This is a genomic window from bacterium, assembly GCA_035549195.1.
GTDB lineage: Bacteria > Oederibacteriota > Muellerivitia > Muellerivitales > Muellerivitaceae > DASZRK01.
Window position 1 is genome coordinate 211,007 of record DASZRK010000017.1, and the last position, 14,743, is coordinate 225,749.

The 14,743-nt window shown below is 60.1% G+C and carries 13 protein-coding genes; 6 read left to right on the plus strand and 7 right to left on the minus strand.

Going from position 1 to position 14,743, the window contains the following annotated elements; genetic code table 11:
- Positions 1–7 precede the first annotated feature (7 nt).
- The 5 genes from VHE12_04240 to VHE12_04260 are packed head-to-tail and all read right to left on the minus strand — an operon-like array spanning position 8 to position 6,617.
- Positions 8–4,033, minus strand: coding sequence for a hypothetical protein (locus VHE12_04240; GenBank protein HVZ79994.1), 4,026 nt, complete (start codon positions 4,031–4,033; stop codon positions 8–10).
- An 11-nt stretch (positions 4,034–4,044) separates the two neighbouring features.
- The gene (locus VHE12_04245; GenBank protein ID HVZ79995.1) at positions 4,045–5,250 is read right to left on the minus strand and encodes an MBOAT family O-acyltransferase; all 1,206 of its coding nucleotides are present in this window, start codon (positions 5,248–5,250) and stop codon (positions 4,045–4,047) included.
- The gene (locus VHE12_04250) at positions 5,250–5,372 is read right to left on the minus strand and encodes a hypothetical protein (protein ID HVZ79996.1); all 123 of its coding nucleotides are present in this window, start codon (positions 5,370–5,372) and stop codon (positions 5,250–5,252) included. The genes VHE12_04245 and VHE12_04250 overlap by 1 nt, the downstream gene beginning before the upstream one ends.
- Positions 5,369–6,439, minus strand: coding sequence for a hypothetical protein (locus VHE12_04255; protein ID HVZ79997.1), 1,071 nt, complete (start codon positions 6,437–6,439; stop codon positions 5,369–5,371). The genes VHE12_04250 and VHE12_04255 overlap by 4 nt, the downstream gene beginning before the upstream one ends.
- Positions 6,440–6,482: 43 nt before the next feature.
- On the minus strand, positions 6,483–6,617 hold the full coding sequence (locus VHE12_04260) for a hypothetical protein (protein HVZ79998.1): 135 nt from the start codon (positions 6,615–6,617) through the stop codon (positions 6,483–6,485).
- Between the two features lie 104 nt (positions 6,618–6,721).
- Between VHE12_04260 and VHE12_04265 the strand changes: the two genes are divergently transcribed.
- Genes VHE12_04265 through hpnE form a run of 6 tightly spaced genes read left to right on the plus strand, consistent with a single transcriptional unit; the run spans position 6,722 to position 11,279 of the window.
- Complete coding sequence (locus tag VHE12_04265; protein HVZ79999.1) at positions 6,722–7,096, plus strand: MerR family transcriptional regulator; 375 nt, start codon at positions 6,722–6,724, stop codon at positions 7,094–7,096.
- Between the two features lie 12 nt (positions 7,097–7,108).
- Positions 7,109–7,531 (plus strand): arsenate reductase ArsC, encoded by a 423-nt coding sequence (locus VHE12_04270; protein ID HVZ80000.1) that lies wholly within the window; start codon positions 7,109–7,111, stop codon positions 7,529–7,531.
- A complete protein-coding gene (locus tag VHE12_04275) occupies positions 7,528–8,184 on the plus strand; it encodes an MIP family channel protein (protein HVZ80001.1) in 657 nt (218 codons plus the stop codon). The genes VHE12_04270 and VHE12_04275 overlap by 4 nt, the downstream gene beginning before the upstream one ends.
- Before the next feature lie 39 nt (positions 8,185–8,223).
- Positions 8,224–9,075: a squalene synthase HpnC gene (gene hpnC, locus VHE12_04280; protein ID HVZ80002.1), complete on the plus strand. Its 852-nt coding sequence runs from the start codon at positions 8,224–8,226 to the stop codon at positions 9,073–9,075.
- A gap of 33 nt (positions 9,076–9,108) precedes the next feature.
- Complete coding sequence (locus tag VHE12_04285) at positions 9,109–9,945, plus strand: phytoene/squalene synthase family protein (protein ID HVZ80003.1); 837 nt, start codon at positions 9,109–9,111, stop codon at positions 9,943–9,945.
- Positions 9,942–11,279 carry a hydroxysqualene dehydroxylase HpnE gene (gene hpnE, locus VHE12_04290; protein ID HVZ80004.1) on the plus strand — a complete coding sequence of 446 codons (1,338 nt, stop codon included), beginning with the start codon at positions 9,942–9,944 and terminating at the stop codon, positions 11,277–11,279. The genes VHE12_04285 and hpnE overlap by 4 nt, the downstream gene beginning before the upstream one ends.
- A 110-nt stretch (positions 11,280–11,389) precedes the next feature.
- On the opposite strand, the gene VHE12_04295 is transcribed toward hpnE, so the two are convergent.
- Together VHE12_04295 and mprF are read right to left on the minus strand one after the other, a co-directional pair.
- Positions 11,390–11,992 (minus strand): hypothetical protein, encoded by a 603-nt coding sequence (locus VHE12_04295; GenBank protein HVZ80005.1) that lies wholly within the window; start codon positions 11,990–11,992, stop codon positions 11,390–11,392.
- Complete coding sequence (mprF, locus tag VHE12_04300) at positions 11,989–14,610, minus strand: bifunctional lysylphosphatidylglycerol flippase/synthetase MprF (GenBank protein ID HVZ80006.1); 2,622 nt, start codon at positions 14,608–14,610, stop codon at positions 11,989–11,991. The genes VHE12_04295 and mprF overlap by 4 nt, the downstream gene beginning before the upstream one ends.
- Between the last annotated feature and the right edge of the window lie 133 nt (positions 14,611–14,743).

The following is a 14,743-nucleotide window of genomic DNA, read 5'->3' on the forward strand; positions in this document are numbered from 1 at the left end:
CGATCTTTTATTTTGACGTCCCGACCCGGGTTGAGGTTGACGTAAAAGGGACCCAATCCTGCCGGGGTAAATAATAGCTCAAAAGGAAAGCGGCCAGGGAATTGCCATAGGCCGTGAAATGGCGGTGGCAGCAAGCGTCATGGGTGGGATAGAAGGCGGGCTCCATCGCCGAAAAAGGGGCATCCAGGTCGAAGAACGGGACCTGGAGCCTGGAATCCAACTCCCTCCAAAAAGCATGGTAATCGGCTTGTGTCTGGGCGTCGGCGTCCCCACTGGGGGCATAACAGATGGCGAGGCTGACCGGGAATCCCCGACCATCCTTGCGGCGAAGGAGCTTTCTGGCCAGTGACCGTAAAGGGAGTTCCACAAGTTGGAGAAGGTCCTGTCGTAAGGCTCGGTCCCCGGATCCCAGTAACTGGCCGAAGGGAGCAAAGTGATCCTGGCTGGGCGACTGGTGGTGAATGAATCCTTTCTGTGTCCCGATCCGGTAAAGCTCCTCGGGTACACCGGGAGGCATACGCTCGGTCGTCGGCTTCAAGAGGTATTCGGGGTCAATCCCCGGAAGGGGGACTCCGTCCTTCCCAAGGGGCTTGATGAAATAATCCGTGTAAGCCCCTTCCAGGTCCACGTTGTAGGGTGTGGCCAGGAAAAGGACCCCGTCAACATGGTAGCGGTCCACCAACGCGGGGACTTCCGAGCAGGCGAAAAATTGGGCGGCCCGACCGGGATGGCCCGCCATCAGGACCTCGTAATGGGTCGGGACACGATGGAGCGCTGCCTGGGTATTGAGTTGGAACTCCAATTGCTTGGCTAGGGTTAGGGCCCGGGGAGAAGCCATGATCCTCGCCTCCTGGGCGCCCGAATCATTTCCCACTTTGTCATTGGCGTCCGGGGCATCCCCGGAAAGAACTTGGGAGTCCCCCACCAACAGTATCCGGAAAGTACCGGGGCCCTTTTTTTCAGGGATCCGGAAATCCGTGAGGATTCCGTTTCCTTCATCGGAGGCCTTATCCCTTCCCTTCCAGGTCCCCTCGTAGCTGTAATCCTTTAAATTCACGATGGATTGTGTGCCTTGGCCGGGTTGGGACACGAAAACCCTCCCGGGATAACTGGAAGAGGCGGCGAACCCGACCTTTTGCAGGGCTCTAAAGGACAACAGGGGCGCATAACCCGGATCGATCGAATCAAGCAGGAAACCCCAAGGCGTCGCGGGATGAAGGGGTTCGTAAGGATTTACCCGAGCCCAAGGCTCCTTCGCGGATTGAAGGGCGTAGAGGACACCTTCGAGCGAAACCAACTCCAGGACATGGTCCCCCTTGCCGGCCTCGATCAAGGAGATCGCTCCGCTTGGGGAAGGTCCCTCGATCCCATAAATGGAAGGAAAGTCCCGATCAGCCACGAAAAGACGATCCCCCGACACACAAAGGGCCTGAGGATGGGGGATCCGGGGGTCCTGGAAAAGGACCTCGCTGACCTTGCCCGTGTCCACTTCCATTCTTTGCAAGGATTGTTGACTGGGTCTGGTGAAATAAAGGGACCGGTCGAAGGAACGGTAGGCGATATCCCAGAGGCCATTGAGTGGAGAATCCCGGTTATTGGTTTCCGGGAAAGCCCCCAAGGTCGTGACGGCTCCTTGGGCCAAGTCCACCCATCGCAAAGAACCGCTTCCGGCGTCGAAAACCGCCAAATGATCCGGTGGTACCCAAGCGAGGGCGCTGGGTCGATCGAAGGTCGCCGCCGTGAGGGGACCATCGTTGCGACCACGTTCCCCCGTTCCCGCCAGCGTTCCCACGATATTTTCCTGATCCAAACGCACCACTCGCAGGCGTTGGTTGTCCCGGTCCGCCACGAAAAGTCGGGATCCATTATCGTCAAAGGCCAGTCCCACAGGATTCCGGAACCGGGCTTGGAAAAAAGGCCCATCCCGGAAACCGGCGTCTTCCGAACCGGCCACCTGGTTGTTATAGAGGTCCATCGGGGAAAGGTCCGTGGTATCTCCCGCCGCCTTCTCCCCTTCCCGTAAAGGGATCCCTCCTCGGCCCGGGAGGTACCGTTCCAACAAGGCCGCGATCAGGGTATTCCCGCAAGAGGTGTAATGAAAATGACAGCAGTTCTCATCGACGGGATAGAAGCAGGTCTTCAAGGCATTGAAGGGATCGGTCAGGTCCAGTAATTCCATGGAATAGCGGCCGCATAGTTCCCTCCAAAAGGACCTATAGTCCTCCTGGACCAAACCGGCGTTGTCCTTGGAAGGGGCATAACAGACCAGAAATGCAGGCGGATGCTCCAGGGAACGAAGTTTGTCTTTGAGGACCTCGAATGGTTTCCCGATCATCTGGACCAGGTCTTCCCGGACCTCCGGGCCCCCTTCCGCCATAAGTTCGCTGAAAAATGGGAACACCAGCCTTGTGGAAGAGGTCGCCCGGATCCATCCTTTTTTCATGCAGTATCCCAGGAAGCGGGCCGGGACGCCTTCCGGGACCCGGTCCTTCCAGGGCTTGAGGATGTATTCGGGATCGTCCCTGAGACCCGACGGATCCGGCACATAGGGAATACCATCCGCATCCAGGGGTCTTTCGAAATAGGCCTGATAGCCCTCCACGGTAAATGGACTGACAAAAGCCAGCACCAGGTCAACCTGATATTGGCGGGCCAGATCCGGGGCCTCCTCCGGGGCGAAATATTGGATATGGGCCCCAGGACGGCCGAAGGTCAGCACCTCGAAATGGAGGTCCTCGCCCGTGAGGGACGCTCGGGCGTTCAACATCACCTCCAATTGTTTGGGAAAGGTCGCCGCCCTGAAGGATTTCCGTCCTTGTGTGTCGCCGTTGAAAACGACATTCGCCCTTCCAGCGTCCGGAACGATCGCGGGAGCAGTGATGACCCGGGAATTCCCCACCACCAGGATGCGGAAAGTCTTGGGCGGCTTTTTGGCCGGATAATCGAAATCCGATAGGGTTCGGTCCCCGATCCGGGATCGGGCCTCCTCGTATTTTTCGAATCCATGGTCCTTCACGCTGAGGATCCGGTTACCGGAAGCTCCACAAAGATAAAGCTTGCGGGGCTCTCTTGGGGAAGCCGCCCATCCAGTGGGAAGAAGGGTAGTCGCTTGAAAGAGGGGCGGTACACCCATGGAGACCGGGTCCAACAAGGATCCCCAAACCGTCGCCAAAGGCACCGATTCATACGAGGGAACGACGATGGCCACGGGGATTCCCCCACTTTGAAGGGCATAGACCTTTCCATCCGTTTCGACCATTTCAAGGATGTGTTCCCCTTTTCCAACCTCTTTCAGGGACGCAATATCCTGGCCTAAATCCCCGCTCGGGGTCGCTCCCACCTCATAAACGGTCGGAAGGTCCGAGTCCGCGGCGTAGATCGCCGTCGCCCCCACACAAAGGGCACGGGGCGAGGGGAGACGGGTATCGTGGGAGAGGACGGTCGATACCCTTTGGCTCCCCAATTCCATACGTTGGAGCAAGTGATCAAGCGGTCGGGAAAAATAGAGGGAATTGTCCAAAGGCTGGTAGGCCAAGGCCCAGACCGATCCCACGTGGGCTCCCGGGAATGTCCCATCGGTGCCTTTTCCCAAAGTCGTCACCGACCCTGCCTTCAAGTCCACCAACCGCAGGAGCTGGTTTCCCTGGTCATAGACCGCCAGTTTGTCGGGTGGGATGAAAGCCAGGGCGGTAGGTTGATTGAATAAGGCTGATCCCAGGGGACCATCCACAAGTCCGGGTATGCCCGTCCCGGTCAGGGACTCCACCCGATTCTGCTCGTCCAGGTGGACCAACCGGATCCGGTGGTTCTCCCGGTCCGCTACGAAGAGACGGCTTCCCGTATCGTCGAAGACCAGTCCCCGGGGATCGGAAAAACGCGCCGCCTCGAAGGACCCATCCTGAAATCCCGAATCTTCCCCTCCCGCCACAAGGCTGTTGTAACTTTCCATCGGTGTCAGGGTTTCGGCCCCTCCGATGGACAATGAAAGGAAGAGGGTCCCAAGAAAAAAACAAGAACTGGGGAAAAGGGGCATGGCAGGTCCCTTCAGAGCTGGAAAAGCCGCACGGTATACTTGAGCACTTGACCCATCGGATAGAAGAAGATCAGCCAGCCATAGGCCACGAAGACGTTGGTCACCGCGATGTCGATCCAGCGGCTGAAGGGTCTCCCGGCCCAGGCCTGGCCCGTCCGGGACCGGCTCCAAACGCTGTGGAGGGCCAGCCCCGTCCCGTGGTACATGCCCCAGATGCCGAAATGCCAACTGGCCCCGTGCCAAAGCCCGCAGACGAACATGGTGACCATCAGGTTGAGGAACTTGCGGAGGTCGCCGTGCCGGTTGCCCCCCAAGGGGATATAGATGTAGTCCCGGATCCAACTGCTGAGGGACATGTGCCAGCGCCGCCAGAAATCGGTGATGTTGCGGGCGATATAGGGGAAGTTGAAATTTTGGGGAAGGTCCAGGCCGATCATGCGCCCCAGGCCGATGGCGATGTCCGAATAGCCGCTGAAGTCGAAAAGGATCCGCACTGAAAGCAGGGCCATCAACAGGCAGACGGTCCCGAAATGGAGGTCCGTCCGCTTCTCCAAAAGGTGGATGACCATCGTCGCGTTGTCCGCGATGACCAGCTTCTTGAAGAATCCCAGCAGGACCTGGGCAAGCCCGACCGCCGCACGTTCCAGGCCCGGCCGTTCCAGCCCGTTCTCCAGTTGGGCCAGGAAAGGCTGGAAACGCTTGATGGGGCCCGAGACGATGGACGGGAAGAAGATGCAGAAGATCCCGAACTTGAAGGGATTCTTGACCGGCTCCCCGTGCCCCATATACACGTCGGTCAGGTAATGGACGAACTCGAAGGTGAAGAAGGAGATGGCGAGCGGCATGGCCTGCTGGATGGCGTTGTGGGTCAGCCAATCCCCGACCGGCCCACCCATCCACGGCCCCAAGGTCCCCAAGAGCAGGGCCCGGTATTTATAGAAGAGAAGACCGCTGACGGGGACCAGGAGCGCGGCGGCGAGGACCCATTTCTTCTTCCGGCTTCCTTCCGGGCATCGGAGGATCCATCGGGCCAGGAAAAAGGTGATGACCGCCATGACGATGATGGGCAGGACCCCGGCGGGCCCCGCGAAGTGGTAATGGAAAACAGCGCTACAGGCGAGGACGTAATAGAAGCGGAGCCTCGGGTTCGGGACGAGCCAAAGGACCAAGTAGAAGGCCAGGAAGAACAGAAGGAACCAACTGGTATTGAAGATCATTAAAAATCCACGTAGATGAATTTAGAGGCCGACAGGTCGCCCGAAAAAAGCAGGATGGCCAGGAAAAGAGCGAAGAGGATCACCCCCAGGGCGAAACCTTTCCAAAATTCGCGGGAATTCATCGCGCCCTCCCGGAAAGGACCGTCACCAGGTCCCCCGCATAGCGCCGATTGCCTTCGGGGGTCATGTGGCAATGGTCTAAGAACGAGGAGGGCGGATATCGGTCGGCCCAATCCTGATAAGTGATCCCTTTTTTCAAATAAGGCTTCATGAAGGCCGCCAGGGCCTTCCGGTTCTTCGAAAAGCTGGGCTTGTCCAGGTAACTTCCCAGGAATGGAGGGTTCTGGGGGGTGAGGACCACCCGCACCGGGATATGGGCGGCGCTCCACTGGTCGAGCACCTGCCTCAAGCAGGTGAAGGGCAGGCCCTTCGGGTCCCAGGTATGGGCCTGGTAATAGGAAGCGACCTTTTGTTTGAGGGAAGCCTCCACGATCTCGGACAGGACCTCGTTGGCCGGGACAACCTTCTCCAACTGGCGCTGGAAGAAATCCTGCTGGCTCGGGTAATACCAAAGGGTCTTGGCCATCTGGGTCTCCCGGAACAGGAACCAATGGCCGCACAGGCCGTCGTAAAGGGCATCGCTGAGGCGGGCTTCCTCGCCCGGCGCTCGGTCCGATGCCAACCGCTTTTGGATGTCCTCCGGAAGGTCCCCGAGGAGGAATTGCCGGGAAAGGGCTTTGGGACCTCCGGCGAATTCCTTTGAGAACATGCGGAAGTTCAGGAGCAGCAGGATCTCACCCGGAGGCGTTGCCGAGAATTCGGCGCTCAACCCCTCGATATCGGTGAGCAGGAGCCCATCGGACCCAAGGCTCAGGGTTGGCCGGTCCCCCAGGAGTCCCCTCAGGACGGACCGAAGGGTCTTTTGCCGGGCGTCGGGGATCCGGTGCTCCATCAAGGCGCTGGCGCCCAGGACGCTGTCCCCCAAAAGAAGGATCCGGTCCTTCTGCGGGGCCCCGTAGCGGATGCGGTCCCGGATCTCGGGAAGGCTGGTCATGTCGCCTGAAAGGTCGAAGTGCCGGTACCAGAACCCCGTGGGGACCGTCATTCTTAAGAGGATCTCCGCCAAGGCCAAAAGACCGAAAAAGGATGCCGCGGCCCCCAGGAAAAAGGTTTTCGTGAATGTCCTCAAAGGGGCCCCAGGCAAAGGATTCCAGGCAACGCGCCAGATTCTATCACTCTTCTTCCAAGCCGCTCGAGCAACAGCCCCCGGAAAGGGTGAACTCATCAAAGTAAGCGGGGACTTCCCGTTCGGCCGCCGGGTCCGGCTGGATCCCGTCCCCTGTTCTACCGTCCTTTTCCGGTCCCAAATCTTCCCCCTTTTCGGGACATCTTACCTGCTCCTCGGGACTTTCGTTCCCGGGGTCTTGACCCTAGAGTAAGGTCTAGATTGTAGATTATCCGGGGAGGGGCCATGGAAAGGAACGGCTTGTTGCAGATCGGCCAGGTGGCCCGAAAGACGGGACTTTCCATCCACACCATCCGTTTTTATGAAAAGCAGGGGCTTTTGGAAACGCCCTCGAGACGTCCCGGCGGGTTCCGGCTCTATCCCCAGGAAGCGGTGGAGCGCCTCCACTTCATCCAGAAGGCCCAGGGGCTGGGCCTGACCCTGAAGGAGATCCGGAGCATCACCGCCTGCGGGGAGAAGGGCCTGGAGCCCTGCTGCGACCTGACCGTGGACCTTTTCAATAGGAAGATCCAAGAGTTCGAATCGAAAACGAAGGAAATGGGCCGAATGAAAAAAAGGCTCAAGAGCGTCCTGGGAAAATGGGCGGGGAAAAAGAAGTAAGGGGAAGCATCGATGGCACAAAGGGTCTTGATCCTCTGCACCAAGAATTCCTGTAGGTCCCAGATGGCCGAGGGGTTCCTCCGGCATTACGGTGGCGGCCGGTTCGCGGTGGAGAGCGCCGGCACGGTGGCTACCCACGTGAACGCCAACGCCATCCGGGTGATGAAGGAGGTCGGCATCGATATCTCGGCCCACCGCTCCAAGACCCTGGACCGGTTCCTGGACCAGCCCTTCGACTACGTCATCACGGTCTGCGACAACGCCCATGAGACCTGTCCTTTCTTCCCCAACGCCAAGCATCGTCTCCATTGGTCCTTCCCCGATCCTCCCCAGACCGAGATGGCCACTGAGGAGATCCTGGAGGAGTTCCGCAAAGTGCGGGACATGATCGGGGACCGCTTCAAGAGGGCCGCCGAAGAAGGGATCCGGTCTTGATCCTCTGGAAAAGGTCCCTGGCGGAGTTCATCGGCACCTTCGCGATGGTCTTCGCCGGTTGCGGGGCCGTCATGGTCGCCGACCGTTTCCCCGGCTCCATCGCTCCTTCCGTCGTTCCCGTGGTCTTCGGCCTGACCGTGGCGATGATGATCTATGCGGTGGGCCATATCTCCGGGGCCCACTTCAATCCCGCCGTCACCCTGGCCTTCGCCTTGACGCGGCACTTCCCGCCCAGGTCCGTCCCCTTCTATTGGGCCGCCCAATGCCTCGGCTCCATCGCCGCCATCGGGTTGCTCGTGATCCTCCTCCCCCCGGGCCGGGCCTTCGGGACCACCTTCTCCTCGGTGCATCCCCCGCAGGCCCTGGCTTGGGAGGGGGTCCTCACCTTCTTCCTGATGTTCGTCATCATGGCCGTCGCCACCGACACCCGGGCCGAAGGCACCATGGCGGGCGCCGCCATCGGGGCTGCCGTCATGGTGGCGGCTTTCGTGGGCGGCCCCGTGACCGGCGCCTCCATGAACCCCGCCCGCACCTTGGGGCCCGCCCTTTTCCAAGGGGACCTCGGCCAGATCTGGATCTATACCCTGGGACCCATGTTGGGCGCCGCAGGAGCGGCTTGGGTCTATGTCCATTTAAGGGACGAGCCGAAATAATCTTTTCTTTTCGTCCATCTCCCCCTTTATCCTTCTTGCATGCAAAGCGTTCCGTCCTTGGAAAAGGCCTATCAGGAATGTGAAAAACTGGCTTTTTCACATTATGAGAATTTTCCCGTGGCTTCATGGCTCCTGCCCAAGGAAACGCGCCCCCATATCGCCGCTCTTTATGCCTTCGCGCGCATCGCCGATGACTTCGCGGACGAACCTCGCTACGAGGGAAAACGCCGAACCCTCCTGGACGGCTGGGAGCGGAACCTTAAAGCAGCGCTGAAAGGTAAAAAAAGCGGTCCCGCCCTGGTAGCCTTCGCGGGTACGATCCAAAAATTCGATATTCCTCTCTCGCTCCCCTTGGCCCTTTTACGCGCTTTCCGCATGGATCTGGTGAAGCACCGCTGGTCCAGTTGGAATTCCCTGCTTGATTACTGTCGGCATAGCGCCGACCCGGTAGGCCGTATGGTCTTGTGGATCAGTGGGGTCCGGGACCCAAAAACCCTTCGTTATTCGGACTTTATCTGCTCGGGGCTCCAACTCATCAACTTCTGGCAGGACAGTTCCATCGACCTAAAAAAAGGCCGGATCTATTACCCTAGGCAATTGCTCAAAAAACACGGGATCCGTGAAAAGGACCTCTTGAACGATCATGATTCACCGCAGGTCCGCCGGATGGTACGGGAAGCGGTGGACTTCACGGAATCGTATTTCCACAGGGGTTTTCCCATTCTTGGATCGGTTTCCGGACGTCTGAAGTGGGAACTCAAGGCCACGGTCAAGGGTGGCCAGGCCATTTTGGATAGGATCCGGGCCCTCGACTACAATGTCCTGGCCCATCGTCCCGTTCTTACCGGTTGGGACAAGCTCCGCATCGGCGCAAGTTTGTTCTTTCCTTGAAGGTCGGCGTTCATTTCCGCGCAAAGGAAGCCCTTGGACCCGCGAAAAGGTTCCCTCGAAAAAAAGACCAGCTTCTATTACCCATTGCTCCTCCTGCCCCCGGCCCGGCGGCGGGCCCTGGAATCCCTTTACCGTTTCTGCTGGGCGGCCGATGAGATCAGTGACGGCCCCGGGACCCCCGTCCAAAAACGCCGCAAACTGGCCCTCTTCAAGAGGGAACTGACCTTGGCCTTCCAGCAAAGGGCCCGGGACCCTCTTTTCCGTGATTTTCAAGGGGTCGTGAAGGACTTCCATCTCTCCCCCGAACCCTTGCGGCGGATCCTCGCCGGGGTGGAGCGGGACTTGAAACCCCTCCGCTTCAAGCGTTTCCAGGAACTCAAAGATTATGCCCTTCAGGTGGCCGGCGGTCCGGGATTGGCGATCATGGAAGTTTTCGGGTTACGGGATGCCGCCCACCGGGCCTATGCCGAGAACCTCGGGATCTTCCTCCAGCTCACGAACATCACCCGGGATTTCCTGGAGGACCGGGACCTGGGACGGTTCTACCTTCCCGCGGAGGATTTCAAGCGCTTCCACCTGGATCCCTCGAACATTGAGGAGGGCAATTCCCATTGGAAACCCTTCGTGGAATTCCAGTTGGACCGGGCCTGGACCTTCCTGGAACGATCGCGGAAAGCCCTCACCCTCCGCCAACGGGGGGACCGGGCCTTCTCCGAGGCCATCGCTTCGGTCTATATCCGGCTCTATCAAAAGTTACGGAACGATCCCGACCGGATCCTGCGGGGCCGCACGCGCCTTTCCAAGCGGGAAAAAGCCAGCTCGGTCCTGGGCGCGGTCCTTCGTTGCGCCTGGTGGAAAGTGGCCGGATGAACAAGGTCCTGGTCGTGGGGGGAGGGTTCGCGGGGGTCGCCGCGGCGACGGCCCTGGCCGAAAAGGGCCATTCGGTCGAACTCTTGGAATCCCGCTCTTCCCTGGGAGGCCGGGTCTATTCCATCCCGGCGACCGAGAACTTCCCCGCGCCCGTCGACAACGGTCCCCATCTATTGATGGGTTGTTATGAGGAAACACTCAAGCTCCTGGAACGCCTGGGCGAAAAGAATCCCTTCCTCTGGATCGATCCCTTGAGATTGACTTGGTTCGAAAAAGGCGGTCAGGTCCTGAAATTGAATTGCGCTCCCCTGCCAGCCCCGCTCCATCTGGCCTGGGGATTCCTGACCTCCAATGCTTTTCCCTGGGGCGAAAAGGTCGCCATGGCCAAGGCTCTCCAACGCTTTTCGCGTAAGCCCTTCTCCCTTCCACCGGGCACGGAAACACTCGATGCCTTCCTGAAGGCCACGCGACAGGGCCCCAGGTCCCGGGAAAGGTTCTGGGAACCGCTTTGCAACGCGGTGATGAACTTGGCCGCTGACCGGGTACCCACTGGCGGGATCGGCGAGGTCCTGCACCGCATCTTTTTCCGGACAAGACGGGATAGTGCCCTGGCCGTCCCCGCTCAACCCCTGGGCGAACTGGGATTCCCCCGGGTGAAGCCCTTCCTAGAGGATCACAGCGGTCGGATCCACTTCAACGAGGGCATCCAATCCTTCCGTGTCCAGGGTGGTGCATTCGAACTGACTTCCCGCTCCGGCAAAACTTTTACAGCGGACGCGCTCATCTGGGCCATACCGCCCTCCAATCTCTCGGCCCTTTGGCCGGAAAGGATTTGGGATAGGCCGAAGGATTGGGTCCGGTTGGGTAAGTCCCCCATCGTGTCGGTGCATGTCATCCTGTCGGGAGCGGTCACGGACGAGCCGATGGTGGGTCTCCCGGGCGCGAAGTTCGAATGGGTCTTCAACCGCAATAGCGATTGGGGATGGAGCGGGAAAGCGGGAGAGCAATACCTGTCCTTCACCGCCAGCGCGGCCGAAGGCTTAGGAACGATGAAAGACGCGGAACTAGTGGAACTCGCCATGAGGGAACTGCGGGAGAGATGTCCGGCGGCCAAGGACCTTCAGGTTCGCCACTTCAAGGCCACCCGGGAAATGGCCGCCACCTTCCGCTGGACCCTGGAGACCGGGCCCCTACGGCCCGGGTGCGAAACACCCTTCCCCAACGTCTTCCTGGCCGGGGACTGGACCGACACCGGCCTTCCGGCCACCATCGAAGGCGCCTGCCTCTCGGGCCACCGCGCCGCAAAAGCCGCCATCGATTTTCTAAAGAAATAAAACCCATTTAGCCACCGAAAAACCCCGATGAACTCCGATGTTAAGGCTGAAGCCTCTAAGATCGGTGTTCATCCCCTTGATCGGTGGCCAATTGTCTTTCGGTGGTGGTCCTAGTCCTTCGGCATCTCATAGGCCGCGTAGAAGGTTTCCCGCGCGCGGATGCGCCGCCCCGTGGCCGGGTCCCGGGCCACGTGCTCGTTGGGTCCCCGGTCATAGAAACTGAACTGACGGCGGTGGATGCGCGGCGGCTTGCGGGATTCGGACGCGTCGATGTAGGTCACCACCATGTCGTTGAAATTCTCCACCAGACCGCAGTGGGTGTCCGTGTCCTTCTCGTCGATATGGCCGTCGCCGTTCTTATCGTAGGTCTTGTTGAAGATGAGGATATCCCCGGGTTGGATATCGGCGGCATGGGCCCGCCTTTTCCCGTGCTGTTCCATGTAGATGCGAAGGTCCTTGGTGAGGTTATGGCCCAGGTAGCCGAACTTGGAGAAGAACTTGTCCATGACCGCCGAGTGGTAACAGGCCAGCACGAAATGGGAGCAATCGATCTTCCAGTCAGGCCTTTGCCAAAGATAGGCCTCGGCGTTGCGGATGGCCTCCTCGGGTGATGCCGTGGGGCCATGCTCGATGGCCGCGTAGCGGCCCGTGGCGCAACCGCCCAGAAGGAGGCCGACCAGGGCCAGTGCCAGGGAAAAGGATGGCTTTCTCATTTCTTGAACCTCACCCGGCTCCCCTGCGCGATGAGGGACTGGATGTCCTGGAAAGCCGCCGGAAGGGAAAGGTTGGCCGGGGCGGCCAGGTAGAGGGTGCTCCAGTGGGCGTTGAAACGGTCCATCTCCTTGCGCACATCGACGGGCCGGGGCCGCGTGATGCCCGGGGAAAGGATCTCGGCCAGCTTTTCCTTGAAGGCCGCCAAGGGCCCGCCTTCCAGGTCCAGGGTCGGGGCCGTCCCCAGATGGAACCACTGGAAGCCCTGGGCCGAAGCCCAGGCCATGCATTCCAGGAGCAGGTAATCCTCCACCCCCTCCGGGCTTTCCGCCCCCCAGCGCAACAGGTCCACCGAGATCTCGGCCTTGTCCGCCGTGGCCAGCAGGTTGGCGAAGGCCACCAGCTTCCCTTCCTGGCGCACCAGCCCCAGAGGAAGGTAGTTCAGGTAGCGCTCCTGGAAGAAACCGCCGGAGAAGCCCTTCTCCCGGCCCTTGATCTTGCGCAGCCACTCTTCGGAGATGCGCCCCAACTCGGGAGCCAGGGCCTTGAAGGAACCCTCCGGCATTACCTCGAAGGTCAGGTCCGCGTTCCCCTTGAGGCGTTGGTGGTTGTGCTTGAGGTCCGTCGAAGGGATGCCCTCCACCTGGAAACCCGTCAATGGCATGCGGGCTTTTTCCGCCACCTTCATGACCGAAAGCCCCATATCCAGGTAGAACTGGGAATGATCGGGCTCCACCAGGAAGAAAAGAGGCCAGGTTTTCTTGCGGCGGCAAAGGTCCTGGAATCGGAGCGCCAGGTCCTCCCGTTCCTTCGCCTCCCCCACCGGATCCCCCAGCACCACCCAGCTCTTGCCCTCGATGGCATACATGAGGAAGGCGTCCTCCTTCTTGTTGAAGAAGAGGGCCTTATCCCCGGCGAGAGCCAACAGGTTCATGGAACGGGAGGATCGCCGCAGGATCCCCAAGGCGCGGTTCAATTCCCCCATGCCGGGGGTATCGGTCTCCGGCTGGGTCGGGGATAAAAGGGCGATGAGGGAAAAAATGGCCAAGGTCACCGTGGAAAGGAGCCCGGATCGCAGGAACCGGGCCGAGTCCCCGGTCAGGTCAAAACTGTTCCAAAGGGAGGGGTCATAGTCCTCCTGGCGGTAGTTGAAGACCCCGACCCAGATGAAGCTCAAGAGCACGAAAAGGATGGCCGTCACCCAAAGGGGCGGGAACCTTTGCTGGAAGACCGAATTGCGGCGGGTGAAGTAAAGTCCGCAGGGCAACAACGCCCCGAAAAGGATGAGCAGGGTCAGGGACTCCTTGTAGTCGAAACCCTTGAAGAGGGCGCCCAGGACGCCCAGCCCCAACAGGACCAACGCCATCCAATAGGCCGAGCGCAGGCGCTGTTGGAGCCCGCGACCGGTGACCAGGAGCAGGGCGCCGGTGAGCCCCATCAGAAGGTGGGACCCTTCGATCATCCCCAGGGGGAGGGATTCATTGAGCCAAAGCAGGCGGCGCGGGGTCTCGGGAAATGCGTTGGCCATCACCGCGAAGGCTCCCGCCAGGAAGGTGGCCCATCCGAAGATGTGCGGGGCGATATCGGGCGCGAATCGGTTGAGGATGAGCAGGCCCCGGCGGAAGCCCTCCTTGTTACGGACGATCTCGTAACCGGCGAAGCTGAGCAGGCCCATCAGGAAGGGGATGAAGTAGTAGCAGATCCGGAAGGCCAGCAGGGCCCCGGCCACGCTGGTGGCGGGCAAGGCCGGCTCCAGGGTCTCCAGGATGATGACGTCCAGCACACCCAACCCTCCCGGCACCTGGCTGAGGAACCCCAGGAGCTGGGCGGAGAGGTAGATGGTCATGAAGGATGGGAAGGTGAGGGAGGAATGGGGCAGGAGAAGATAGAGGACCGAACCGGAACAGGTCCAGTCCAGGCAACCCGCCGCCATCTGTCCCAGGGCGATGGGTAGGCTGGGCGTTGGGAAATGCCACTTGGCGATGCGGATCGTTCCCCGCACGAAAAGCGCGCTCAAGAGATAGGCCGTGATGGCCAACACGCAGAAAACACCCAGACCGAAGACCAGGCCGGAAAAGACCGTGGAATCGAATTGGAAGGTACCGAAGAAGAAATGGGCGGGCGGCAACTGGAAAGGCGGCAGTTCCGGCGGCTGGAGGAAGAAAAAGAGGGCCCCCATCGTCATGAAACCCACCCAGAAGGTCATGCCGCAGATGAGCAGCACGCTGGCCGACTCTCCCGCCGTCAGGCCCCAGGCCGAATAGAACCGGTAACGGATGCCGCCGCCCGTGATGGGCGCCGCCCCGACGTTATGGCTGAGGCTGTAGGCCACGAAGGAGGTCAGGGCCGTCCGCCAGTAGGACATGGACTTCTTGATGTGCTTGATCCCGAGCACATCGTAGAGGGTGAGGGCGAAGTAACTGCCCATGGAGGCCAGCAGGGCCAGGAGGAACTGTCGGGCCGGGATCTCTTGGAAATATTCCAGGACCTGGTCCAGCCGGTTCATGCGCACTTCCCGGCGGAGGGTCCCCAGGGCCAGGAAGAAAAGGATCATGACCGCCAGGATGGTCAGGGTCTGGAGGATCTTCTTTCGGTTCTGGGCTTGTTGGTTTTGATCCATAGAGGTTTCCTAACCACAGAGAGCACGGAGGCCACAGAGAGGACCCATTCGGCTGGATGCCTTCAGGACCTTGATTGAGTTCAAAAGACCGAAGGACTTTCTCCGTGTTCTCTGCGCCCTCCGTGGTTCAAAT

Excerpts from the sequence above, each read along its gene's own strand:
- VHE12_04240 (HVZ79994.1), bottom strand. The coding sequence starts at position 4,033 with ATGCCCCTTTTCCCCAGTTCTTGTTTTTTTCTTGGGACCCTCTTCCTT.
- VHE12_04250 (HVZ79996.1), bottom strand. The coding sequence starts at position 5,372 with ATGAATTCCCGCGAATTTTGGAAAGGTTTCGCCCTGGGGGTGATCCTC.
- VHE12_04270 (HVZ80000.1), top strand. The coding sequence starts at position 7,109 with ATGGCACAAAGGGTCTTGATCCTCTGCACCAAGAATTCCTGTAGGTCC.
- mprF (HVZ80006.1), bottom strand. The coding sequence starts at position 14,610 with ATGGATCAAAACCAACAAGCCCAGAACCGAAAGAAGATCCTCCAGACC.
- VHE12_04265 (HVZ79999.1), top strand. The coding sequence starts at position 6,722 with ATGGAAAGGAACGGCTTGTTGCAGATCGGCCAGGTGGCCCGAAAGACG.
- hpnC (HVZ80002.1), top strand. The coding sequence starts at position 8,224 with ATGCAAAGCGTTCCGTCCTTGGAAAAGGCCTATCAGGAATGTGAAAAA.
- VHE12_04295 (HVZ80005.1), bottom strand. The coding sequence starts at position 11,992 with ATGAGAAAGCCATCCTTTTCCCTGGCACTGGCCCTGGTCGGCCTCCTT.
- VHE12_04245 (HVZ79995.1), bottom strand. The coding sequence starts at position 5,250 with ATGATCTTCAATACCAGTTGGTTCCTTCTGTTCTTCCTGGCCTTCTAC.
- hpnE (HVZ80004.1), top strand. The coding sequence starts at position 9,942 with ATGAACAAGGTCCTGGTCGTGGGGGGAGGGTTCGCGGGGGTCGCCGCG.